This is a genomic window from Vibrio variabilis, from assembly GCF_003263785.1.
GTDB lineage: Bacteria > Pseudomonadota > Gammaproteobacteria > Enterobacterales > Vibrionaceae > Vibrio > Vibrio variabilis.
This window is the reverse complement of the sequence record NZ_JYJK01000005.1, coordinates 1-22,327: the sequence shown is the minus strand read 5'-3', so window position 1 is coordinate 22,327 and position 22,327 is coordinate 1. Positions and strand designations below refer to the sequence as shown.

Sequence of the window (22,327 nt, the reverse complement as noted above, 5' to 3'; positions counted from 1 at the left end):
CCTACTGACTGTCACCTTTCACTTCGCATTCCGTCATGTAGTCGTCATGCCATAGCTTGGTAATGTGGTAACGGATGTAGCGATTCTCGCCATAGCTGGTGTTGGTACGAATTTGTAGTCGATAAGGTCGCTCCGTACCGGATTCTGTTTCATGTCGCCAGCGCAACCTGAGCTTGTCGGCAGTGGAACGGAAAAAAGCGTGCTGCGCTTTAATGGGGTTTTTGCGCCGCCACTGCCACCACCAATGGTTGGGTGCACAAGTATTGGTGGCGATGGCATGTAGCATGGCGTAGCGTCCAGTATGACGAATGCCAATACCAGCGACCACTTCCAGCATTTGGCAGCCTTCAAGTTTATCGGTTATGTCGTGCCATTGACCGTCAGCCGGGATCAAAGACTCAACCGTTTGAGCACCGGCACGCCCATGTGATGCCAGAGTGCCGTTTACATCCAGCGTCTGTTTCGGTTCGGCAGTGTTTACCCCCATTAGGCCAGTTGGCGTTAGGGTGAGGTTAGGGGCGGCGACAACATGGCCATCGGTGATATCGGCTACTGGGTTGTTGCGAAAGTGCAGGTTGGTGGTTTTTGCGTCCAATCCCATATGCCAAAGCGCAGTGTCTCGGTCGCTTTGCTGATAGAAGCTGAGTAGGTGTTCCTGATCGAGTGCTGTCAGCTGCAATCCTGTTGCTGGTGGTTTTTCAAACCCATCTTCAACCTGGTTTACACATGAGTCGATAAGATCAGAAAAGTGCTCTGCTGAAGGCATGTTCCCAGGTCGAAAGAAATTCTTAAGTGTGCTTCGATTTCGTTTTGGCATGGTTAATGACTCCTTTTACCGTTATCGCTGTTTGGCATATCGTCACGCTCATCACTCGCTAAGATAAATTGCTCGCCAATAGTGAGATCGCCAACCCCAGCAGGGCTGGGCTCAACAGCATGGTGCTGTGATGACAGTTTGATTTGATGATGCTTGGCGGAAATGAGCAAATACCACGGCAGTTTCGCTGAAATAGGTTCGTCGACGCGTGCGCTATCAAGCAGCTCATATTCTTGGCTTGGCTCTCGGGTCACTTTGATTACCGATAGGCCGCTTACATGTGTGACGTTCGGCTGCTGATTAATAAATGCGGTGAGTTTAGATAGTGACAACGTCCAACCTAAACCTTTGTTGAGGCTATCTGGGTGCCAAGGACATAGAGCTTGCGTGATGGAATATTCTAATTGTCGCAGCGCCAATCCGTGATGGACGCCCTTGGCAAAGGCGACCGTGCAGCGTACTTGAATCTCTTCATAGCCGGGATTGCGAACCGCGATTCTGGTTTGTGGGCGACTGACACTGGCCAAATAGTTCTGAATGGCGAGCAAATCCGCCGCGCTGACGTTTTTTCTCTCACAAGGATCGTGTTCACAGCTAAGTTGACTCGGCATTACGGTAAGCAATACATGCCCCGGTTTGGGTTGGTCGCTATCAAACTGGCGACCTGAAAAACAATCTACCGCACCGATAGCAGGAAACTGTTGTAGGACGATATGCTCGTAGTCCCAAGGGTTTTCTGCTTTGCCTTTGTGCCTGAGGCTTTCGCTGGTTCTGGTGATCCATTCGCGCTCAGTTTCATGAGCTTGCCACTGTGCCATGGGGGTGAGTTGAGCGATTGTGCCTAGATTGGCAATTTTTGGTTGATGCTGCCACTTGGCGAAAGGTGTCGTCGATTTAGTGACATTGTCACTTGGATTAGCCTGTATCACGTGAGTCGCGACGTGGTAGCACTTAGGATATTGGCCTAATCCTTTATTGGTGCTTACTCGCAACCAATAGAGATCGTTTGGCATTACCGTATGCTCGGTGTTCGCAACATCGGGGATATCGAGTGTGACTACGCCCGAGTTAAGGAATCCTTGCGTGGTGTCATGAATCATATTTTTGGCTGGAAGTGGCACCCAGGCATTATCGACTAAGTAATACCATTGATAATCTCGAGATGAAAATGGGGTTAGTAGTGAAGATTCCTCTGCCATCAAGAAATACAAATTGAGATAACCAGATAGATCGGAGCTTTAAGCCCAATCAGCACGTGCCCATCTTCGTTGTATTGAGGCAGCATTCTTGCTGCAGTGACTTTCCGGTTTCCGACGCGAGGGTATACCTGTGACTCGCCAAATGGGTGAAGATGGCGAATACGACAGGTTTCATTGGCGTTAATTTCAGTCAGCGTAATCCGTTTTCTAGCTCGGTAACTCAATGTCAGCTTATCCACCAGTGGTGTGTAAGGTGCATTCGGCAGCGGCTTTGGTTTTTTCGTTTTGACATTTTCACTCAGCGTTTGAGTAAGTAACAACGCATAGTCGTGATGGCCAAAGGCGCAGTCTGGCTCAGTTAGGGTGAGCTTGAATAGGCCATTGCGGATTGGTGATTGAGGGCTATAGGGCATGACAGGCCACGGCTGAATATTTGGTACAAAACTGTTTTGCATGCTCTTTATGCCGATATGATGGTGACGAGCCAACTGTCCATATTTCGGTGAAAACAGCGGTTGTGTATCTGAGCCAATCTGTCCCCAGCGGCCATTGCTGAGCACTTGAGTTGAGACTTTGAAGCTCTGGTTGTTGAACTCAAAAGGATAGGCCGAATAGTGCGCTCTAAATCCATCATCAGTCTGAGGGAGATCTGCCCAGTCAAAATGAAAACTCATTCGGTGAATCGGCTTGGATGCAAGTTCTTGACTAGCGATCACCAAGTAAGCATTGTCTTTAGCTGAGCGCCAAAGGGGTAGAACGGTTGACTAGGATCCGTTTGGCCATCAGGGTTGAATAGTTGTAACTGTGATACACCCGCAACATCACAATCAATGTCCACTTCAGAAAGCTCAAAATCTCTGAGCACGGCATAAAGGAAACAATGACACTGAGATTTGAGTGTTAGCCGCAGAGTAGGGTCACTCTCAGCTATCACTGTCGGCTTAGCAGGTTTAACAGGTTTTATCGCAGCAAAACCCGGCTCTAACTTTATGTGCAGGGCAAAGCCCATGTCAGCGCTCTGCTTTTCATCCATAGGAACAAGCTGAGCGTGATCGACTTTTACCCATCCAGCCTCTGTCGTGATTTCGACATCAAACGCGTCTTCGAATAACTCATAAAAGGTCTGAACATGGGAGTAAACCAGAAGCCTCTCTAGAGTGGCTTGCACGGTGGCATCAATAAGGTTGACGTCAACAAGCGATTTGATGAGCGACGTGATAGTGGCAATTTGCTCGTCTCCAAGCCACTGTTGCCGATACAGTGCTTGCCGTGCCATAAGTTGACCGAGAACTCGAAACAGCAGTGCCTTGTTCGTTTTGGTGTTTGAATGTTGCAGCAGTTCTTGCGTCGTAATGTTGAGCAGCGCGAGATACAGTTCGCGGTAAAGTGTTTGCAGTTGTGCCTCTGGAGCTAGAGGCAACAACGCCTTAAGTGCCGTGATGGTGATATGATCTACCACTTCTTGACTCTTTATCTGTAACTGCCAATCACTAAAAATATGCGCTTGTAGTTCAATGATTTCTTTGATGACGGTTGCGAAGGCTGCAACGATTTCATCATCGGTGAGTGGGCTGTTATCGTTATCTGCTCGACTAAGTAGCGATAATCTTTGATAAAGCTGACTACTGCCTACTTCTTGAAGCTCGAATACCAGGCTCAGCTCTCGTTCACCTTCAGCCATAGTGAGTATGGGATCTGATAAGGTGAGTCCCATCGCCTGAAGTTCTGGTTCTCTGTCGCTGGTCAGTGGCTTGGCGTTGTCGAACACAGCAAAAGATTCGAGTTCAAGCTTTTGCTGGCATGTCATCTCTGGGTCGAGATGGCGCTTTTGGCCAGTGACACTCGAAGGTAGGCCAAGCTCTTTTTCAGGTGAAATCAGTGGGTCTCTGCGAAGACTAAAGTGAAACAGCTTATAGACTTCGGCGTCAGTGACATTCATGCCATAGGCAGCGTGATAAATAATCGGTGAAAAATCTGCACCATTACCTGGACTGAATTTATGACCTTGTTCAATCACGACGGGCTGCTGACTGGCCTTGCTTTTAGACAGCTTAAGATACACAGGTGATTGAGTGGCTTGCTGCGGTGCTTGTTTTAGCACATCTCGATAGTAGAACAGCAGATGTTTGTGAGTGAAAGTGTTAATCCGCGCTTGGGCACGTTCAAACAGTTTAAGAAAACTAAGATAGAGCGCCAACTGAGGAGGATGTTCGCCATGTTTTAACGATACCTCAAATGTCTTTCTGCACTCATGTTTGATTGATGCGATCACAACAAAAATGCGTGATAAGCAGTGCTGTGCTTCTTCATAGACGTTGCTCGTTGTCGAGGTATTGGCTTTATCAGGTACGTTGGTTTTGTCTTTTGGGGACTTGGAAGTCGTGAGCCGCCACATGGCATCAAAGGTGACAAACTGCGTTTGGTATTGACTTGGTGTGACATGATAAAGCTGCTGAAATGATTCACGTAACTGCGTTTGGCATGCGTTAAGTAGCGTCAATTTCAACTGATAGCTCACTTCTGGGGAGCTCGGTAGATGGTGATACCAATCTTCAATCTGCTTGAAGATGCCGAGAATAACGCTGAGGGTTTGCTCGATATCGCTATGCTGGGTTTGTTTGAACTGCTGTTTCCAAGCTTTTTCATCGACAGAGAGGATCGCTGCACACACGACCAATTCATTTTTTTCAAATAGGACTCCCCAGTCCCCCGTTCGTTGGTCGAATTCATTGCGATACGGGATAAGCGTGGCAAATTGTTTCGCCCACAATACCAATTGCTCGAAGCTCAGTTCGTGCGGCTGAAAGAAACCTAAATCAAGGGTAGGGTTATGACGTTCAGCTTGGGTAGTCATAAGCTCCCCCTGAAGCTTCTACTGGCAGCAAGTCTGGACTAATCAGGGTGCCTTCTTGCAAATAGTACGGATAAACCATGTTGTCACGGGTATTGGTGCTGACGATATCGTAGTCGAGTTCGATGAGGATTCTCCCTTCCAAAGGCTCGGGCGTGAGTAACACGGCTCGTAGGTCAATTCGAGACTCGAACAGTAAGATGGCGCGTCGGATTTCAGACTCTAGCTCGGTTAGGGTAGTGCGGCTAAGCTCTGCAAAGACGAATCTTTGAATACCACAGCCAAATTCAGGATGCATGATCCTCTCGCCCGGTGCCGTTGAGAGTAGAATCGTCAAACTTTGACGAATATCTTGCTCATTGCTGCACAGTTTGGCGCTGCGACTCTCTGAATCAAAACTTGGCGGAAATGCCCAGCCAGTACCTAAAATTCCCTGGTTACGACTCATCTCGAACAACTCCTTTTACCCGCCTATGAGCACGGTCAGACAACCCATAGCGACGTTGCCTCCGTGATCGGTGGTATCGCCAACTCTTGCGGCTGGCATACCGCCAATCATGACGGTAGCGGAACCTTTCACAATGGTTGAGGGCGGTCCAACGCAGGTACACATATCACCAACAATCGAAGCAGGTATGCTGCCAATCAGTACGGTAGGCACCCCAGGTCCGATAACGGGTCCACCCACGTGTGGTACTGGGGGAAGCCCCGGTGTCACCATGGGGCAGACATGCATGTCGGTGATTCTTGCTGCAAAGGGCATTCCTTACCTCCTATCTATTGATCTAGTTAATTTTGACCATGGCACCTTTGATGGTATTGATGCCGGATGCGGAAAACTCTGCAGTGGCAGAACCTTTGGCGGTAAGGCCTGTTTGCGCTCTATACTGACATTCAGTCCTTTCATACTGGCATCGGAAGTCGCCTCGATATTGGTACCGCCTGTCGATTTAATGGAGATGTCGCCACTCGCCGATAGCGTAAGATCTTTGGGTGTATCGATTTTGATGCCGCTTTCATTCATGGTGATGGTGTTACTGTTTTGGTCGGAAAGCTTGATGGATTTGTCCTTGTCACTCAGCGTAATGCAGTTGTTTTCAGGGGTCGTGACGGTAATCACCTTGTTTTCATCATCGAACTCGATTTTCAGTTTGCTCTTGGTGACGATAGCTTTGGTGTAGTTGCCTGATGTTAAATCGTAGGGCGCTGCGTGTTTGCTGCTGTATAGACTGCCCAAAACGATCGGTTGGCTCGGATCTTGGTTAACGTAACCAAGAATGACTTCATCCCCAATTTCCGGAATGAAGAAATTGCCACTTTCGCTGGTGGCGTAATAGTTAGCGATGCGAGCCCATACAAGATTGTCGCTATCACCCAGTGCGGGTACTTCAATTTGAATTCGATATTGTGACTCTGGGTCTTCGTCTAGTTTTTTACAATACCGATTTGCAGTCCATCGGCGGGTGGAACCAGCCTGCGGCAGGCGGAGCTCCGAGGTCGCGATGTTCCGTGGACCACATCGGAGACAAACCTAGTTCTGCGGTCGTTAGCCACTGACCTCGGTCGATGCGATGATGTACAGCGCCGACATAGTGAGATCCGTTAAACCTATCGCCAACACCTGCAAGCTCGATCAGCGAATCAATTTTTGCCTTGGCATTACCTTGAAATGTCACGGTGCCGCGAACTTTAGAGAGCATTGATTTCGTTCGTTGACCTTTTGCCCAGCTGGTTAGCATCTCTTGTGGGTAGGTGGCTGAACTTTGCAGTCGATAATCAGAAATCCCCAACACGGCAGCAAGGTCGCTGGTACTTAGGTTACCTTGATCGGAAATAGATAATGCAGCGGTTTGCTCCGACAGCATTTTTTGCTCACTAGGATCCCAGCCTGTACAGGTCACTTGGCTGAGCTGAGTTCTGGCGTCAATTTCGGCGGACAGATTGAATAAATCGGTGCATAAGTCACAACGAGCGTTGCAGAATCACTTGTAGAAGGGGCAGCAACAGAGAGCTTGTTCTGTTGATTGCTGACGACCATGCCATTTGCTTCGGCGCGTGTTAGTAAAAAGTCCCAATCTGTGCAATGAAATTGCACCAGCTCATCATGTTTATTGGAAATCGAGTCGACGGTATCGGTACTGACTTTAGAGTAGTTACCAATAATGGCGTTGATGACATCACTGTCGGATTGTTGCAAGTAGGACTTACTATTGCGGGCAATGGTCATAGCAACGGCTTGGTCTTTACACGTAATGTTCAGCGTCGTTTGGTTACTATCGGTAATGCGAATGGCGTGGCTAATGATCACACCTTCATAAATAGTTTCTTCGTTGCTGTTGTAACCCGCGCTAATTGAAATCGTGGTACCTGGTTTAAAGGTGTCGCCGGCACTGGCAGTGAACGTTTGTTTAGCGACACTACCATCAACAATTTCCAACTCGGCGTAGGCGACGTGATTGACTTGGTAAAAGACATTAATTGAAATGACACCGATGGAACTATCGATGGCACTACCATTCGCTTTTACGGTAAACGTAGTGACGTCGGAGTTAGTGACGGTAGGAGATTCAGCCATACAATGCCTCCGTTAACCAAGTGGTGGAAAGTAGAGTTTGGTACCAGGCGTATGCCTCGTACACTGGACAGTTGATTGTATGCAGCGACCTCCGGGTAGTAGGAGCTATCATTGTAAATTTGGTGGCAAAGGCTTGGCAGTGTATCTCCCGCTTTGAAAACAACGTAGTGGGTGAGATCAGGGGACGATTTTTTTGCTAGTGCTTCTTTCTCTTGTTCAGTGAGAAATTGGGTGAAGTTCATGGTGACGGTGGCTCGTAGTGGAACACCGCTAGAATCAAACAGTACATACGAAACAGCCATAGAGGTTAAGCGGCCTCGAAAGCTAAGCGTGCTGCCCCAAGTAATTTTTACCGGGTTAGGTTCATGTTGTTTACCGTTGTAGGCGTAGGCAACACTTTTTAAGCTGGTTTAACTGATCTTGTACTGACTCTCCGCCGGTATATTCAACAACGCCGGTCGCATCAATCATGATTTCAAAATCCAGTTTTTCGCTCTGATAACCTTGAAACTGAACCGTGGGAGCGATGTCGCCTTGCGACTGCTGATGTTTACAAGGATCGTCCGTATAACCAATGCCAAAGTCATGTTTGATCGAGTTTGGATTGAGCATCGCGGTGAAGGTCTGCGAGGAGCCAGAGCTTGGCATGGACACTATCTTGAGTTTATCGACCATGACTAACGCTCTCTTGCTTCTTGCTGTAATTTACGATGTGTCCATTTTAAGAGCTGATACTGCGGAGCGGTGCGAGCCGAATCAGCACCACCAGTGATTTGACTAGAAGGCTCATTGCCGCAACTTTTTTTAGACGCCGCTGCATCGCTCTCTTTGGGAGCAACCACATTCGATTTAACGGACAGTTGTTTGATTTCTATTGGCATAACACTCTAGCTCGCTGTTATTGGGTTCTGGCTGAACGGCTGTAGCAGATCTCAATTTCTTCAATGGCGACTTCGTTTTTTGTCGAGCTGAACCCCTCGACACGCCATTTTACGGGGTAGGCGTTATAGAGCTCCCACACCCGACATGGGTTGCCTGTTTCGTCGAGCAGGCGTACTGATACGGTTTTAGTGGTAATCGCGCTCGACAATTGTGAGTCCAGTATCTGTTGGCACCACTGAATCAATGCGGAACTGGAATCGGCAATGCCGCGCTTTAAGGTCAGGTTTGAGCTTTTAATGGCTTTAGGTAGGTGATAAGTAAGATTGTTACCACCTTCTCGATACTCTTCAGTTTCAACTTGAGTTTCGATACCAGATACCTCTTGGAATGCGGAATCATCGTCGTTGCTATCAATCACAACGGAAAAATAAAATGCCGGAAGCGGCCACTCATCTGCCATGTAACCCTAGGTCTCTTGTTGTTATTACTGAGTTGTATGTTCTTGCTATGTCGTATATTTTGTTGTCGATTCTGCTTGTTGCTGATTTCACGTGTTACAGAGCTGGTTTACTGTCCAGTCACAGGCTAGTTGGGCGCGACCTCACAATGCGCTTGCAACTAGACCTGTGATCGGGCGGGTAGTAGATAGAGATTACGTCGATATCTCGAGCCCTTCGTGAGCCAGTTCAATCGTTTCAACCGCAACTTCGTTGCCATCGGATTTCAAGTCTGTGCCAGTCACTTTTGTTGGCCATGCATTCTTGAGCTTCCAGCTCATGACGGGCGAGCCGCTTTCATCCAGTAGGTTGATCGTTACACCAGTACGAGCTATGGTGTTCATCTTGATTTTGCTGTACCAGTCATAGAACTTGTTATCGCTCTTGAAAATGCCTTTTTTCATGGTGACATTGCTGGTTTTGACAATGCCTGGCATCTTGACTGTTGAGAACACCTTGCTATTACCGGCGCGGTATTCGATAGGTTGCGCTTCGGTATCAAGACCAGAGATTTCTTGAAATGCCGCGACCATTTTCGCATCTGAACCTGCACCACCGTCCCATTTCACTTCAAAGTGGAACTTCGGCATCGGCCATACGGTTTCTGATTGAGCTGAACCATCATCTGCCATGGTTATCTCCTTTCGATAATTCGATATTTAAAGTTCAAAGGACGAACACACGTCCTCTATGCTTTGAGTGCAATACGTTACGATTCCTGCATTTTCTGCTGGAACGTGATTTCAATAAATTCAGCTGGTCGCGTGATGGCTACCAATACAGTGATGCGTAAAATGCCTTCTAGAATGTCGTCACCTGTCATGGTTTTACCTAAACCCACGCTTACGCTGTACGCTTCTGCTGGTGCGGCTCCGGCAAGACCACCACGCTTCCAAATACCGTAGAGGAAGTTGCTGATCATGCTTTCCATCGACACCCAAGTACTGGCGACGTTTGGCTCAAATACATAGGCTTTTGAAGCAAGCTTGATGGATTCTTCCAACATAATCATGGTTCGACGAACGTTGATATAGCGCCAATCTAAACTGTTACCATCGAGCGTACGACCACCCCATACCAAGGTGCCTTCACCAACAAATGGGCGAATTGCATTGATAGATTTACCTTGTGTTGTGACGTTGAGATCTTCTTGTTCATCATCACTGATGTTGACCGTCGGTGATATGACCGCGTTCATGCTCACGTTAGCGGGTGCTTTCCAAACTCCGCGAGAGTTATCAACCATGGTGTAAATGCCCGCCATAGCAGAAGCGGGTGGTAATACATTCAGCTGATGTTTTACCTCAGCCATAATGGTTTGATAGAGCGGGCTAATGGTTTGTAAAACTTTGTTGAGAAGCACCTGCTCAGTGTCTGAGAGATCGGTACCTAGCTTGGCAATTTCGTCCAACATTTGCTGTTTGCGTGTTGCACGTAACTTGTTGCCGCCGCTGTTAAGATCTTCGTCAGACAAGCCTTCAAGATCTTGAAATGCGGCATTCACTTCATTGGTGAGTAATTCAGTGAGTTTGTCTGGGTTACTGATATTATGGAAATCGACGTCGCTGTCTTGAACGATAGAGGTGTTAAGCCAAGGATAGTAAGAAGCGGCATAATCGAGGTAATTAATACCAAGATCGGAACGGAAGTTTTCAACGCAATCGCCATCTGGATGTTGACGGTCTTTAAAGCCTCCCCAAATGTCGAGAATAGCGACGCGGTTTTTCATTTTTCCGCCACAGTGCCCCAGCATAGCTTGTTGTACATTAATGCAGTCCGCTTCGGCGAGTTGTACGCTTTCAGGAATCACCAACATGGTCGCTTCAGGCTCCTTAATCAGCGGATCGATGCCACCTTTAAGAACACCTGGATCAATGTCGTCACTGTATGATCCAACAGACACGATGTAACAAGGCCCGCCACCGTTCTGGAAGAAAAACAGCATGTTGTAATACAGGGTATATTTGGTGTTGGACTGGCTGATGACATAAGATTTGTCTTGTTGACTAAACGCTACGTCTGTCGCGCCTTCCGCCGCATCGGCGATTGCAAACGTTGGTGCTGGGGCATCCCCAAAGTACTGACGAAACTCCGACATGGATGTAATTCGCCAAGGGACATTCTTCAATGACTTACCGCCATTGTCCGCTTTTTGCGTGTAGCCGATAAACGCAGGAACTGCTGTCGCGACCTCAACAACGGAGTTGGGAAAGGCATTTTTCTCGACGATGTAAACGCCTGGGGTTTTCATTACACCCATAGTGAATTCCTTTTTGGTTTCATTTATGAATATCGAACGCTCGCGTTTACTCTGAGAAAGCCGGCTCAGTACTGACGTTGTTGCGAGTCTAATTGCTAATACACAAGTACTAGTAAAGTTGTATGTTATTAACTTTAGTCTTAGGTATAGAAGGCACTAATTAGGCTGTCAAGAAATGGCAAAAATAGCAAGGTGTTGCTTTTATTACATTTTTATTAGTATTTGCCTATTGAATGTAGATGTGGCAAAGAGGTGTTTTTTTGGATTTTATATCTACCCATTCCATGTGCTTAGGGTCTGCATTTGCTAATCTTCTCAATAATATTTTGTGATCGATTTTTAGCTGGAAATTTAGCTCTGAGCGTTTAAAGATGGGGAGTTCAGCGTCGGACTCAAAAACCATATACTCAGTGTTCGCGAGTGAAATATGACCTTTAAAGTGAAAGTTATGACTATTTGATGTGTCTACAATGCTGATGTTTTTGTCAGCTAAATATGATGGAATAAAATACTGCCAGAGCGCTAAATTATTCTCAAAGCGAAGATTTATAAGTTTATTTAATGTGCTAAATTGTGAGCTGGATTCCAAAAAATCAACCACACCAACTAGGCCATTTATTACATCTCTTTCTGAAATAGACTCAATATAATCAAGGTTATTGATATCTGGATAGTTTATCCATTGATTAATGTTAATTATAGAATTGTTAGTACCGGTCTGGTCACAGTTGAATATCGCAAGCGATTTGTTATCTGGATGGTCTATTTTTGTATAATTGCGAAAGTATGGGTCGCTGGAGGTAACTCTAAACTGTAATCGGTAGCTATCGTCATTTGGAGCGATGTCTTCGAGGTAGTCCTGGTTACAGAACACTGTGAGGCCATCAAGAGATGGTTTAACAAACATGTGATGCTGTCTCAACCATTCAAGCGAAACCGGTGTGGGAGTGATAGTGATCTTTGGTGAGCCAGAATCATTGGCAAAATAAGCATGTTCCACACGTATAGTAAGGAATGGCGCGAAGTTTGACATACTTATCCCTCGTTGGACAGATTAGGCTTAATCGATGACAAGGGGCTAGTTTGTCGCAATAGGGCATCACTATTCGGTATCGCGACACGCACTTGGTACACGCAGGAGGCAGATAACTAGACCCTAACATGCTCCACATATGACTCAATTGCCCCTCTGGAATGACTTCCATTTCGAGGGCTATTTGTTCGACTAATTCGGGAATGTCTGGTGAGTTTTGACGATTAAATACTGGATTTCTTTGGAAAAATGCTAGTACATGAGAAAGTATTTTTAATCCATCCGTATAACTTTTGGAGACAAAATTCGATGCTACAACCACAGATATCGATAAATAAAGGGGTTTGCCCGTTATAGCACCACCAGGTTGTGAAGAATATGCCGACATCTGGCCTGGTTTAGAAAAGGGATCTCTGTCGATACTACTTATAAATATCAATACTTTATTATCATTTTGGCTGGCTGAGTTCTTATTTGAATCAGTAGGAGCAGAAACGACGGCAAGATCTTCAGACAAATCAAATGTTGAATGAAGTGATTGATTGATTCTCTGACAAAGATATTCAAGGCAATTATCCAGCATAAACAACCTCATAAGTTATGATGAGTCTAGTGTAGTGCAACTTATCCAAAAGTAATATGTTTTTCTAAGTCTTTTTAGAAAACAATATAAGTATATTAATCAGAGGCTTTAATTGAGTGTATTAATATTAGTGCTGATTGTTTTATGGTAAGTTTAATGGTGTTTATGCTCTATTTTAATGACAGTGTTACTTTGGATTGAGGCGCTTTGTTGAGTGTTTTGCAAATAGCTTTTGCAGTATGGATTAGTTTGCTTAAATTAATGCCTGTATCGATGCTTAATCCATGGCAAAGATATATCACATCTTCCGTCGCAACATTGCCACTGGCACCCGGTGCATAGGGGCAGCCTCCTAATCCTGCAACGCTGCTATCAATGGTGTTAATTCCCATCGTCAACGCCTGATAGATATTCGCAAGGGCTTGGCCATAGGTGTCGTGAAAATGAACGGCGAGATCAGAGAGAGAGAGTTGAGTAGCAACGGCTTCTATCATGGTCGCTATACGTAGCGGCGTGCCTGATCCAATGGTATCACCTAGCGATATTTGGTAGCAGCCCATGTCGTACATGGCCTTGGCAATATCGGCGACCATTTTGGGGGAGGTTGCACCTTCATAAGGGCAATCGGCCACACAAGAGAGATAGCCGCGCACTTTGATATTATGCTGCTTGGCTAGCGCGATGACAGGTTCAAAACGCGCCAAGCTCTCGGCGATAGAGCAATGAATGTTATTTTGGCTAAAGGACTCTGAGGCAGAGGCGAATACCGCAACTTCATCCGCCTTGGCCTCTATCGCTGCTTCTAACCCTCTAACATTGGGGGTGAGAGCAGAATAGATGATACCAGGCTTACGTTGAATGTTTTGGAACACTTTATCTGAATCTGCCATTTGCGGGACGCGCTTGGGCGAGACAAAGGCACCAGTCTCGATATAGCGAAGGCCAGTTTGTGATAGCGAATTAACAAGAGCGACCTTAGTTTCAAGCGAGACTTTGGGTTCATTTTGAAGCCCATCTCTTGCGCCAACTTCGACAATGTTAACGGACTCTGGCAGCGTCATTTTCATGGTTCACCTACCTTACTCATGATTCATCTACCTTAGCACTCCAATCAGGCGGTACTTTGTCAAAAAAGGCATTGAGACCATGTTGACCTTGGGCTGAGACGCGCGCATTCGCTATCACCGTCGCGGTTTGGTGAATAAGAGACGGATCAATCGCATTGGTACATTGCCGGATCAGCGCCTTAGTGTCACGAATGGCATTCGGGCTGTTAGCAAGTACGCTGTTGATGAGCTGAACTAGGGTGTGCTCTAGCTCATTAGGATGACAGAGTTGATGGTAAAGTCCCAACTCTAAAGCGGTGTGAGCGGATATCTTTTCTGCGCTTAACATATAGCGACGGGCAGCTCTCGCGCCAATCGCGCGGATAGCATAAGGCGCGATGGTTGCGGGGACTAAGCCAAGTTTTACTTCACTGAAACAGGCGACACTTGAAGGCTCAGCAATAACAATGTCGCAGCAGCAAATAAGGCCTAATGCCCCACCAAAAGCACACCCTTGTACCGCAGCTATGGTTGGAATCGGCAGTTCATCAAGCTTAGACATCAATAGCGCAAGCTGCTCAGCGTCGGCAAGGTTGTCCTCATAACTACACTCGGCCATTGACTTCATCCAATTAAGATCAGCGCCTGTAGAGAAGTGTTTGCCTTTGCCTCTGAGCACTAGGCAGCGCACAGACTCATTTTCTTTGATCGAATGCAATGCGCCGATCAACGCTTGAATGGTCTTGGATGAAAACGCGTTCCCTTTTTCCGGGCGATTGAGTGTTATTGAGCTATGCCCAAGTTAGTCATTTCTACTATTAGCTGTTCGCTCATCGTGCTGCCTCACATTCTGAAAATACCAAACTCGCTGTCTGGTATAGGTGCGTTCAACGCGGCGTTTAGTGCTTGGCTGAGAACATGACGCGTCTCTTTTGGGTCAATAATGCCATCGTCCCAAAGTCTCGCGCTGGCGTAGTAGGGGCTGCCTTCACGTTCATAATTATCAATGATGCCTTGTTTGAATGCCTGCTCTTGCGCAGGCTCCCATTGAAGCCCCTGACGCTGCTTAATATCGTGTTTCACTTGAGCCAATACATTAGCCGCTTGCATGCCACCCATTACCGAGATGCGTGCATTCGGCCAAATCCATATCATGGTGGGATCGTAAGCTCGGCCGCACATGCCATAGTTGCCAGCACCATAGGAGCCACCAATAATGACGGTGAACTTGGGAACATCCGCGCAGGACACGGCCATAACTAACTTGGCTCCATGCTTAGCAATGCCTCCTTCTTCAGCTTGTTTGCCCACCATAAACCCAGTGATGTTTTGCAAAAAAAGCAGCGGGATCTTTCGTTTCGCGCACAGCTCAACAAAGTGCGCGCCTTTTTGTGCTGACTCTGAAAACAAAATACCGTTGTTGGCGACGATACCAATAAGCTGCCCGTCAATTCGCGCAAACCCGCAAACAAGCGTAGTACCAAACAATGCCTTGAATTCATCAAAATCTGAGTCGTCAATAAGCCTTGCGATCACCTCGCGAACATCAAACGAAAGACGCAAATCTCGATTGACGATGCCATACAGTTCTTCAGCATCGTATTTCGGTAACGTCGCTTGGTGTCTATCTTGCGATGTATCTTGCGATGGAGACAGCTGACCGGTATTCGCGATAGCTTGTCTCGCCATCTCGAGCGCTTGATGTTCATTATCTGCATAGTAATCAGCAACACCGGACTTCTTACAGTGTACATCGGCGCCACCAAGGGCTTCTTCTGACACTTGTTCGCCTGTCGCAGCCCTAACCAATGGGGGCCTGCTAGAAAGATAGTGCTTTGCTGTTTGACCATAATGGCGACATCCGCCATAGCAGGAACATAAGCGCCGCCGGCAGTGCAAAGTCCGAGCACAACGGCGATTTGAGGAATACCTTTGGCTGACATACGTGCTTGGTTAAAGAAGATACGCCCAAAGTGCTCCTTATCAGGAAACACTTCAGCTTGATGAGGAAGGTTAGCACCGCCAGAGTCGACCAAATAGACACAGGGCAGTTGGCATTTAGCGGCTATCTCTTGAGCTCTCAGGTGCTTTTTCACCGTCAATGGATAATAAGTACCGCCTTTGACGGAAGGATCGTTAGCGATCACCATGCAAAGTATACCGCTGATTTTGCCTATCCCAGCGACAACGCCAGCGCACGGAATCGCTTCATCGTAAACTTCCCATGCGGCAAATTGGCCGATTTCGAGAAACGCGGAATCTTGATCGAGCAGGGTAGTGATACGTTCACGAACGGGAAGTTTGCCTTTTGCCCTTTGACGCTCGATGGCCTTTACTCCACCACCTTGTTTGATTTCTGTTACTCTCGTTTCCATCTCTTCGACAAGCGTGCTCATGGCCTGCATGTTGTCACGATAGAGCTCAGAGTCGCGTTTAATCTTAGTGATGATTTGTGGCATAAGCGCTCCTTACATCGACTCGTCAAACAGTTCACGGCCAATGAGCATGCGGCGTATTTCCGAGGTACCCGCACCAATTTCGTAGAGCTTGGCATCTCTCAGTAGACGACCGGCAGGGAAGTCATTGATGTAGCCATTTCCGCCAAGGAGCTGAATCGCATCGAGCGCCATTTGCGTGGCGAGCTCTGCGGTGTAGAGAATAACCCCCGCCGAGTCTTTGCGCGTCACATCGCCTCTATCGCAAGCACTAGCAACAGCATAAAGGTAAGCGCGCGCAGCGTTACAGCGCGTATACATATCAGCGAGCTTGGCTTGAACTAGCTGAAACTGGCCAATGGCTTTTCCGAATTGCTTACGCTCATGAACATAAGGAACCACCAAATCTAGGCACGCTTGCATGATCCCTAGTGGACCCGCCGCGAGTACAACACGCTCGTAGTCGAGGCCACTCATCAATACTTCAACACCGCGATTGACTTCACCTAACACGTTCTCAATGGGCACTTGGCAATCTTGGAAAACCAGTTCGCAGGTATTTGAGCCACGCATACCGAGCTTATCCAGCTTCTGCGCATGGCTAAATCCATCAAACTGTTGCTCAATGATGAAGGCGGTAATACCGTGTTGAGCTGCATTGGGATCGGTTTTCGCGTAGACAACCAATACATCGGCATCCGGACCGTTGGTGATCCACATTTTGCTGCCATTCAGAATGAAGTGGTCTTCACGGCGTTCGGCTCTAAGCTGCATACTGATGACATCTGAACCCGCATTGGCTTCACTCATGGCAAGTGCACCGACGTAGGAGCCATCAACCAGTTTAGGAAGATACTTCTCTTTTTGTGCCTGACTACCGTTTCGGAAAATTTGATTCACACAGAGATTGGAATGTGCGCCATAGGAGAGAGCCACGGAGGCGGATGCTCGGCTAATTTCTTCAAGCGCGATTACATGAGCCAAATAACCCATATCAGCGCCGCCGTATTGCTCGCTCACTGTCACGCCAAGGAGACCCATCTCACCGAGTTTCGGCCATAGTGAGTTGGGAAATGCGTTCTCGCGGTCAATGTCGCCAGCAATTGGGGCGATGCATTCACGAGCAAACGCACTTACATGGTCACGAAGTAAATTGATGGATTCGTCCAAGCCAAAGTCCATGGCGCGATAATGAGTGAACATGGTTCCTCCTCATACTGGACATGGACTTAACTTTGAGTGCTCTCAACTTAGGGTACTAACAGTGCTATTTCGCTTTAGCGAGCGCAGCCTCACAGCGTTCACGCGCCGTTGTTAAGTCTTCCAGTAGTGTATTGATGTCGTCGAGCTGGCGTTTGAGTACGGCTTCCTTCTCATCAATGATTTTCAGCATTTTGGTTAACTGGTCATCTTCTTGATGGGTATCGTACAGCTCGAACAGTTCCCGGATCTCCGCTAGAGAAAAACCGAGGCGTTTCCCGCGTAGAATGAGTTTTAAACGTATTTTGTCGCGACGCTGATAAACGCGCATGGTGCCTTTTCGTTCTGGCTGGATCAGCCCTCATCTTCGTAAAAGCGGATACTTCTTGTGGTGATATCAAATTCTTTTGCCAGTTCACTGATCTTATAGGTGTCCACGTTACAACTCTCCGCGTTCTTTGTTTTAGGTTCTAGGTTCTGGGGTCTTAATCCATACATGCTCAACCACTGTTGTTCACAATCGCTGTGATTATTGAGCCAGGTTTTAAATCTGTTTCTTAACGTTTACGTAAATGTTAGTGCTATGCTTACTAAAACGTCAAGTGAATCGTTGAGAACTCCAACACGTCGAGTTCCAAGGTGGAGAGCAAAGATGGAACGAGTGCAGCAAGCCAGAGGTCAAAACGCCGTGTGCATTGTGGCAGCGAAGCGTACGCCTATGGGCAAATTTCAGGGAGCGCTTTCCCACTTGAGTGCAACTGAGCTGGGCAGTATTGCGATTGCGGATGCGATTGACGCTGTTGGTATGACATCCAGTTTGGTGGATGAGGTATTGATGGGCTGTGTGCTTAGCGCAGGCCTAGGACAAGCGCCCGCGCGGCAAGCAGCAATTGGGGCTGGTTTAGACAACCATACGCCTTGTACAACGGTTAATAAAGTGTGTGGCTCAGGGATGAAAGCGTGATGCTTGCAACCACTCAAATACAAGCAGGAGAGGCTGATTGCGTGATAGCGGGTGGAATGGAGAGTATGAGCAATGCGCCTTACTTACTTAGTGGGGCTCGTTCAGGGCTGCGAATTGGGCATCATCAAACTCAAGACCATATGTTTACGGACGGCTTGCAAGACGCTTATGAAGGGGAGCTTATGGGCGTGTTTGGACAGAGAACCGCAGACAAGCTCGGTTACAGTCGCGAGCAGATGGACAGCTGGGCAACTTGCTCTGCGACTCGAGCTAAACATGCCGTCGAGAATCATCTTTTCCAATCTGAGATTTGTAGCGTTCCCTCAATAGATGGACACTCCGTTGATGAAGATGAACTGCCCAAAACCATCAAACTAGAGAAAATTCCTGCGCTTAAACCTGCTTTTGAAGTCAATGGATCCATCACGGCGGCGAATTCTAGTGCGATTTCGGATGGTGCTGCAGCTCTTGTGTTGATGAGCGAAGCCAAGGCGCTAGAGCTAGGAGTTGTACCGCTGGCTGTGATCAAAGGATTCACAACGTCTGCGCGCCAACCTTCAGAGTTTACCTTGGCACCTGTCGATGCAGTTCAAAAACTGCTCGATAGGCTTCAATGGCAAAGCGGCGACGTCGATTTGTGGGAAATCAACGAGGCGTTCGCGGTGGTGACTCAGATTGCCATTGATGCGCTTGGCTTAGATGAAGCAAAGGTCAACGTGAACGGCGGGGCTTGTGCACTAGGACACCCGATAGGAGCCAGCGGCGCGAGGATATTGGTGACCTTGATACATGCATTGCGTATACGTGCAGCGAAGTGTACCGGCAGCGAACCGCTGAAAGGAATCGCGACATTATGCATTGGTGGGGGTGAGGCCACCGCTGTCGCGATCGAGGTATCGCCAGTTGGAAATGGCAGTCATAAAGGTAGGGGGATCAATGATGAACAAAATAGCTAATTTCATCGATGGTAACGCTGTTGTATCACAGGCGAACGAATGGATAGATGTGACTAATCCTGCCAACAATGATTTGCTTGGCATGGTACCGATGACGCCAACAAATGAAATACAAGACGCAATAGAACAGGCGCTAAATGCTCAAATGCACTGGAAAGAGATCGCGATATCAGAACGTGCCCGTTTGATGCTCCGATACCAGCACCTACTTAAAAAGCGGCACGACGAAATAGCCACCTTATTGTCAAAAGAAACAGGAAAAACCTTAGCCGATGCGAAAGGGGATGTATGGCGTGGAATAGAGGTGGTAGAACAAGCCGCCAACATCGCCAGCAACATGATGGGGAAACGGTAGAAAACGTCGCGACGGACATTGATAGCTACTCGTTAATTCAGCCCTCGGTGTGTGCTGCGGCATCACTCCATTCAATTTTCCTGCGATGATCCCTTTATGGATGTTTCCCATCGCTATTGCCGCGGGTAATGCCTTTATTCTCAAACCGTCTGAACAAGTTCCGCTCACAGCTGTCCGTTTAGCGGAGCTTTTTCATGAAGCGGGTGCGCCGCCAAGTCTTCTGCAAGTCGTACATGGTGGTAAAGCGCAAGTTGATTTTTTACTCTCTCATCAGGCGATTCGAGCGGTCTCATTTGTGGGTTCAGTCCCTACTGCTCAATACATCTATCAAACAGCCACCACTAATCACAAGCGAGTACAAGCGTTTGCCGGTGCAAAAAACCACATGGTAGTGATGCCAGATGCAAACAAAGCTCAGGTCATCAATAACTTGGTTGGGGCCTCTGTTGGTGCTGCTGGACAACGTTGTATGGCGATATCTGTAGCTGTGTTTGTCGGTAGTGCCAAAGAGTGGATTGCAGAGCTTGCTGCTGAAATGGCGAAAGTGAAGCCGGGACTTTGGGATGATCCTGAGGCCGCATATGGGCCGTTAATCAGTCAGCAAGCCAAACTGCGAGTAGTTAATTTGATTGAATCAGGCAAGAAACAAGGCGCCAACTGCTTACTTGATGGCTCAGAATATGTGGTTGAAGGTGCTCCTCAAGGCAACTGGCTAGGCCCTACTTTGTTTAGCGGGGTTAACACCGATATGGAGATCTACCAGCAAGAGATCTTCGGGCCAGTATTGGTGTGTATTGAAGTGGAGTCTTTGGATGACGCTATTGCCCTGGTGAATGCTAATCCTTACGGCAATGGCACCTCAATTTTTACCGCGAGCGGAGCGGCGGCCAGAAAATATCAACATCAGATCTTAGTTGGGCAAGTGGGTATTAATGTACCAATACCCGTACCTTTACCCTTCTTCTCGTTCACAGGTTGGCGCGGCAGTTTCTATGGAGATTTGCACGCTTACGGTAAGCAAGCTGTGCGTTTTTATACCGAGACTAAAACGGTAACCGCGCGTTGGTTCGACGACGATATCCCAGATGGCCCCAATTTAACCATTCAGCTTCGCTAAGCTCGAGCTTTATTCGAGGAACAAGGTACTAGGAATAAGGAGCAAGATATGGATTTTGAACTCAATGAAGATCAAAGGGCTTTCGCCGATACGGCTCAGCAGTTTGCGATGGATAATCTGCTTCCAAATGCCAGTCGTTGGGATGCCGATTGCCACTTTCCTAAAGAGGTCTTTAAACAGGCGGGCGAGCTGGGTTTTCTGAGTCTCTACACTCGTGAAGAGCATGGTGGATTGGGTCTGAGCCGTCTTGACTCATCGATTATTTTTGAACAGTTGGCGATGGGCTGCACGTCGACGACTGCCTTTATGACGATTCACAACATGGTCACTTGGATGGTAGCCAGTTTTGCCAATGATGAAACTCGCGAACAGTTCGTTCCAAAACTGCTGACAGGCGAGTGGCTTGGCTCCTACTGCTTGACGGAACCTGGTGCGGGCTCCGATGCGGCATCACTCAAAACCACGGCAGTCAAACAAGGTGACAACTATATTTTAACGGGTTCTAAGGCCTTTATCTCAGGTGCTGGTGAGACTGAGGTGCTGGTGGTCATGGCACGAACCGGTGAGTTGGGCGCTAAAGGTATTTCCGCTTTGGTACTGGATGCAACGAGCGAGGGCATAAGTTACGGGCGAAAAGAGCCCAAAATGGGCTGGAACAGCCAACCCACCAGAGCCATCACGTTTGATAACGTCGTCGTGCCAGCGGCACAAATCTTAGGCCAAGAAGGTGAAGGCTTTACCTTTGCCATGAAAGGGCTGGATGGCGGGCGAATTAATATCGCCACGTGTTCGGTAGGCACTGCGCAACACGCCCTCAACTTAGCTACTCAATATTTGCAAGAGCGTAAGCAGTTTGGAAAACCGCTCGCAAGCTTTCAAGCTTTGCAATTCAACGTCGCGGATTTAGTGACGGAGCTGGTGGCAGCGCGGCAAATGGTTCGCTTAGCGGCGTTTAAGCTTGACCATGGGCATGCGGATGCCACGACGTATTGTGCAATGGCAAAACGTTTTGCTACCGATGTGGGCTTTAAAGTGTGTGATGGTGTATTGCAGCTATTTGGTGGCTACGGTTATATCAAAGAGTATTCGTTAGAGCGTCACTTTCGCGATGTTCGGGTTCACCAAATTTTAGAGGGTACTAACGAAATCATGCGGCTGATCATCGCGAGACGCGCCTTAAGTGACGGTGAGTCAATACTATGAAGATGCTCAACAAAGCAAGGGAGAAGGGTTATGTCACAATCGACACTCATTCCACATACGATTGAAGGGCACGTTGCAACGATTACCATCGACAACCCGCCAGCTAATACTTGGACTGCGGAGAGCTTAATCGCACTCAAACAGCTTATCGATGAGCTTAATCGAAACCGAGAGGTCTATGCATTGGTGATGACCGGGCAAGGCAGCAAGTTTTTCTCCGCAGGAGCGGATTTGAATGTGTTTGCTGCTGGAGACAAGGAGAGTGCGTGCCGCATGTCTCGCGTCTTTGGAGAAGCGTTTGAAGCACTGTCTAACTTTCGGGCGTTCTCAATTGCTGCAATCAACGGGTATGCC

The 22,327-nt window shown here is 47.7% G+C and carries 22 protein-coding genes and 5 pseudogenes; 4 read left to right on the top strand and 23 right to left on the bottom strand.

The annotated features are described in order from the left end of the window. Position 1: 1 nt before the first annotated feature. The 23 genes and pseudogenes from TZ48_RS00905 to TZ48_RS00815 form a co-directional block, all read right to left on the bottom strand. Positions 2-817 carry a hypothetical protein gene (locus tag TZ48_RS00905; RefSeq protein ID WP_112477905.1) on the bottom strand — a complete coding sequence of 272 codons (816 nt, stop codon included), beginning with the start codon at positions 815-817 and terminating at the stop codon, positions 2-4. A 2-nt stretch (positions 818-819) separates the two neighbouring features. Then, the gene (locus TZ48_RS00900) at positions 820-2,016 is read right to left on the bottom strand and encodes a hypothetical protein (RefSeq protein WP_112477904.1); all 1,197 of its coding nucleotides are present in this window, start codon (positions 2,014-2,016) and stop codon (positions 820-822) included. Further along, a complete protein-coding gene (locus TZ48_RS00895) occupies positions 2,016-2,732 on the bottom strand; it encodes a hypothetical protein (protein ID WP_239670635.1) in 717 nt (238 codons plus the stop codon). The genes TZ48_RS00900 and TZ48_RS00895 overlap by 1 nt, the downstream gene beginning before the upstream one ends. Next, on the bottom strand, positions 2,729-4,870 hold the full coding sequence (locus tag TZ48_RS00890; protein ID WP_112477902.1) for a hypothetical protein: 2,142 nt from the start codon (positions 4,868-4,870) through the stop codon (positions 2,729-2,731). Before TZ48_RS00890 ends, TZ48_RS00895 begins: the two co-directional genes overlap by 4 nt. Beyond that, the gene (locus TZ48_RS00885) at positions 4,854-5,315 is read right to left on the bottom strand and encodes a GPW/gp25 family protein (protein WP_112477901.1); all 462 of its coding nucleotides are present in this window, start codon (positions 5,313-5,315) and stop codon (positions 4,854-4,856) included. The genes TZ48_RS00890 and TZ48_RS00885 overlap by 17 nt, the downstream gene beginning before the upstream one ends. A 15-nt stretch (positions 5,316-5,330) precedes the next feature. Further along, a complete protein-coding gene (locus tag TZ48_RS00880) occupies positions 5,331-5,630 on the bottom strand; it encodes a PAAR domain-containing protein (RefSeq protein WP_112462778.1) in 300 nt (99 codons plus the stop codon). Between the two features lie 3 nt (positions 5,631-5,633). Further along, positions 5,634-6,104: a hypothetical protein gene (locus tag TZ48_RS24585; protein ID WP_239670634.1), complete on the bottom strand. Its 471-nt coding sequence runs from the start codon at positions 6,102-6,104 to the stop codon at positions 5,634-5,636. A 45-nt stretch (positions 6,105-6,149) separates the two neighbouring features. Continuing rightward, a pseudogene (locus tag TZ48_RS24580) lies at positions 6,150-6,245 on the bottom strand (phage baseplate assembly protein V); the annotation flags it as partial. 55 nt (positions 6,246-6,300) lie between these two features. Beyond that, positions 6,301-6,732: a hypothetical protein gene (locus TZ48_RS24575; protein WP_239670633.1), complete on the bottom strand. Its 432-nt coding sequence runs from the start codon at positions 6,730-6,732 to the stop codon at positions 6,301-6,303. A gap of 32 nt (positions 6,733-6,764) precedes the next feature. Next, positions 6,765-7,442, bottom strand: a complete 678-nt coding sequence (locus tag TZ48_RS24570; RefSeq protein ID WP_239670632.1) for a phage late control D family protein — start codon at positions 7,440-7,442, stop codon at positions 6,765-6,767. Beyond that, positions 7,391-7,789 (bottom strand): CIS tube protein, encoded by a 399-nt coding sequence (locus TZ48_RS25645; protein ID WP_275426387.1) that lies wholly within the window; start codon positions 7,787-7,789, stop codon positions 7,391-7,393. Before TZ48_RS25645 ends, TZ48_RS24570 begins: the two co-directional genes overlap by 52 nt. A gap of 25 nt (positions 7,790-7,814) precedes the next feature. Next, positions 7,815-8,117, bottom strand: coding sequence for a CIS tube protein (locus TZ48_RS25640; RefSeq protein ID WP_275426386.1), 303 nt, complete (start codon positions 8,115-8,117; stop codon positions 7,815-7,817). Between the two features lie 2 nt (positions 8,118-8,119). Then, complete coding sequence (locus TZ48_RS00865; RefSeq protein ID WP_112477900.1) at positions 8,120-8,323, bottom strand: hypothetical protein; 204 nt, start codon at positions 8,321-8,323, stop codon at positions 8,120-8,122. Positions 8,324-8,340: 17 nt separating this feature from the next. After that, positions 8,341-8,784 (bottom strand): phage tail protein, encoded by a 444-nt coding sequence (locus TZ48_RS00860; protein WP_112477899.1) that lies wholly within the window; start codon positions 8,782-8,784, stop codon positions 8,341-8,343. A gap of 192 nt (positions 8,785-8,976) precedes the next feature. Further along, positions 8,977-9,453: a phage tail protein gene (locus TZ48_RS00855; RefSeq protein ID WP_042497652.1), complete on the bottom strand. Its 477-nt coding sequence runs from the start codon at positions 9,451-9,453 to the stop codon at positions 8,977-8,979. A gap of 77 nt (positions 9,454-9,530) precedes the next feature. Then, complete coding sequence (locus tag TZ48_RS00850) at positions 9,531-11,081, bottom strand: phage tail sheath family protein (RefSeq protein ID WP_112477898.1); 1,551 nt, start codon at positions 11,079-11,081, stop codon at positions 9,531-9,533. 226 nt (positions 11,082-11,307) lie between these two features. Further along, positions 11,308-12,114 (bottom strand): hypothetical protein, encoded by an 807-nt coding sequence (locus tag TZ48_RS00845; protein WP_112477897.1) that lies wholly within the window; start codon positions 12,112-12,114, stop codon positions 11,308-11,310. Continuing rightward, a complete protein-coding gene (locus TZ48_RS00840; protein WP_239670631.1) occupies positions 12,056-12,697 on the bottom strand; it encodes a Pvc16 family protein in 642 nt (213 codons plus the stop codon). The genes TZ48_RS00845 and TZ48_RS00840 overlap by 59 nt, the downstream gene beginning before the upstream one ends. Before the next feature lie 170 nt (positions 12,698-12,867). Then, entirely contained in the window at positions 12,868-13,758 is an 891-nt protein-coding gene (locus TZ48_RS00835; protein WP_112477915.1) for a hydroxymethylglutaryl-CoA lyase, read from the bottom strand. Positions 13,759-13,780: 22 nt separating this feature from the next. Next, on the bottom strand, positions 13,781-14,530 hold the full coding sequence (locus TZ48_RS00830) for an enoyl-CoA hydratase-related protein (RefSeq protein WP_112477896.1): 750 nt from the start codon (positions 14,528-14,530) through the stop codon (positions 13,781-13,783). 56 nt (positions 14,531-14,586) lie between these two features. Further along, positions 14,587-16,202: pseudogene (locus TZ48_RS00825) on the bottom strand (carboxyl transferase domain-containing protein). Positions 16,203-16,211: 9 nt separating this feature from the next. After that, the gene (locus tag TZ48_RS00820; protein WP_112477895.1) at positions 16,212-17,381 is read right to left on the bottom strand and encodes an isovaleryl-CoA dehydrogenase; all 1,170 of its coding nucleotides are present in this window, start codon (positions 17,379-17,381) and stop codon (positions 16,212-16,214) included. A gap of 64 nt (positions 17,382-17,445) precedes the next feature. Next, a pseudogene (locus TZ48_RS00815) lies at positions 17,446-17,816 on the bottom strand (MerR family transcriptional regulator). Between the two features lie 214 nt (positions 17,817-18,030). Between TZ48_RS00815 and TZ48_RS00810 the strand changes: the two are divergent. From TZ48_RS00810 to TZ48_RS00795, 4 genes and pseudogenes are all read left to right on the top strand, one after another. Further along, positions 18,031-19,298: pseudogene (locus tag TZ48_RS00810) on the top strand (thiolase family protein). Then, positions 19,279-20,770: pseudogene (locus TZ48_RS00805) on the top strand (CoA-acylating methylmalonate-semialdehyde dehydrogenase). Before TZ48_RS00810 ends, TZ48_RS00805 begins: the two co-directional pseudogenes overlap by 20 nt. A 48-nt stretch (positions 20,771-20,818) precedes the next feature. Next, positions 20,819-21,973, top strand: a complete 1,155-nt coding sequence (locus TZ48_RS00800; RefSeq protein WP_112477894.1) for an acyl-CoA dehydrogenase family protein — start codon at positions 20,819-20,821, stop codon at positions 21,971-21,973. A 30-nt stretch (positions 21,974-22,003) separates the two neighbouring features. Then, positions 22,004-22,327: enoyl-CoA hydratase-related protein (locus TZ48_RS00795; RefSeq protein ID WP_239670630.1), on the top strand; the 324-nt coding region annotated here is incomplete at its 3' end.

What these genes read in the sequence shown, in the direction of transcription:
- TZ48_RS00905 (WP_112477905.1), bottom strand. Translation starts at nt 817, where the DNA reads ATGCCAAAACGAAATCGAAGCACACTTAAGAATTTCTTTCGACCTGGG.
- TZ48_RS00900 (WP_112477904.1), bottom strand. Translation starts at nt 2,016, where the DNA reads ATGGCAGAGGAATCTTCACTACTAACCCCATTTTCATCTCGAGATTAT.
- TZ48_RS00890 (WP_112477902.1), bottom strand. Translation starts at nt 4,870, where the DNA reads ATGACTACCCAAGCTGAACGTCATAACCCTACCCTTGATTTAGGTTTC.
- TZ48_RS00885 (WP_112477901.1), bottom strand. Translation starts at nt 5,315, where the DNA reads ATGAGTCGTAACCAGGGAATTTTAGGTACTGGCTGGGCATTTCCGCCA.
- TZ48_RS00880 (WP_112462778.1), bottom strand. Translation starts at nt 5,630, where the DNA reads ATGCCCTTTGCAGCAAGAATCACCGACATGCATGTCTGCCCCATGGTG.
- TZ48_RS24575 (WP_239670633.1), bottom strand. Translation starts at nt 6,732, where the DNA reads ATGCTGTCGGAGCAAACCGCTGCATTATCTATTTCCGATCAAGGTAAC.
- TZ48_RS24570 (WP_239670632.1), bottom strand. Translation starts at nt 7,442, where the DNA reads ATGGCTGAATCTCCTACCGTCACTAACTCCGACGTCACTACGTTTACC.
- TZ48_RS25640 (WP_275426386.1), bottom strand. Translation starts at nt 8,117, where the DNA reads ATGGTCGATAAACTCAAGATAGTGTCCATGCCAAGCTCTGGCTCCTCG.
- TZ48_RS00865 (WP_112477900.1), bottom strand. Translation starts at nt 8,323, where the DNA reads ATGCCAATAGAAATCAAACAACTGTCCGTTAAATCGAATGTGGTTGCT.
- TZ48_RS00860 (WP_112477899.1), bottom strand. Translation starts at nt 8,784, where the DNA reads ATGGCAGATGAGTGGCCGCTTCCGGCATTTTATTTTTCCGTTGTGATT.
- TZ48_RS00855 (WP_042497652.1), bottom strand. Translation starts at nt 9,453, where the DNA reads ATGGCAGATGATGGTTCAGCTCAATCAGAAACCGTATGGCCGATGCCG.
- TZ48_RS00850 (WP_112477898.1), bottom strand. Translation starts at nt 11,081, where the DNA reads ATGGGTGTAATGAAAACCCCAGGCGTTTACATCGTCGAGAAAAATGCC.
- TZ48_RS00845 (WP_112477897.1), bottom strand. Translation starts at nt 12,114, where the DNA reads ATGTCAAACTTCGCGCCATTCCTTACTATACGTGTGGAACATGCTTAT.
- TZ48_RS00840 (WP_239670631.1), bottom strand. Translation starts at nt 12,697, where the DNA reads ATGCTGGATAATTGCCTTGAATATCTTTGTCAGAGAATCAATCAATCA.
- TZ48_RS00835 (WP_112477915.1), bottom strand. Translation starts at nt 13,758, where the DNA reads ATGACGCTGCCAGAGTCCGTTAACATTGTCGAAGTTGGCGCAAGAGAT.
- TZ48_RS00820 (WP_112477895.1), bottom strand. Translation starts at nt 17,381, where the DNA reads ATGTTCACTCATTATCGCGCCATGGACTTTGGCTTGGACGAATCCATC.
- TZ48_RS00800 (WP_112477894.1), top strand. Translation starts at nt 20,819, where the DNA reads ATGGATTTTGAACTCAATGAAGATCAAAGGGCTTTCGCCGATACGGCT.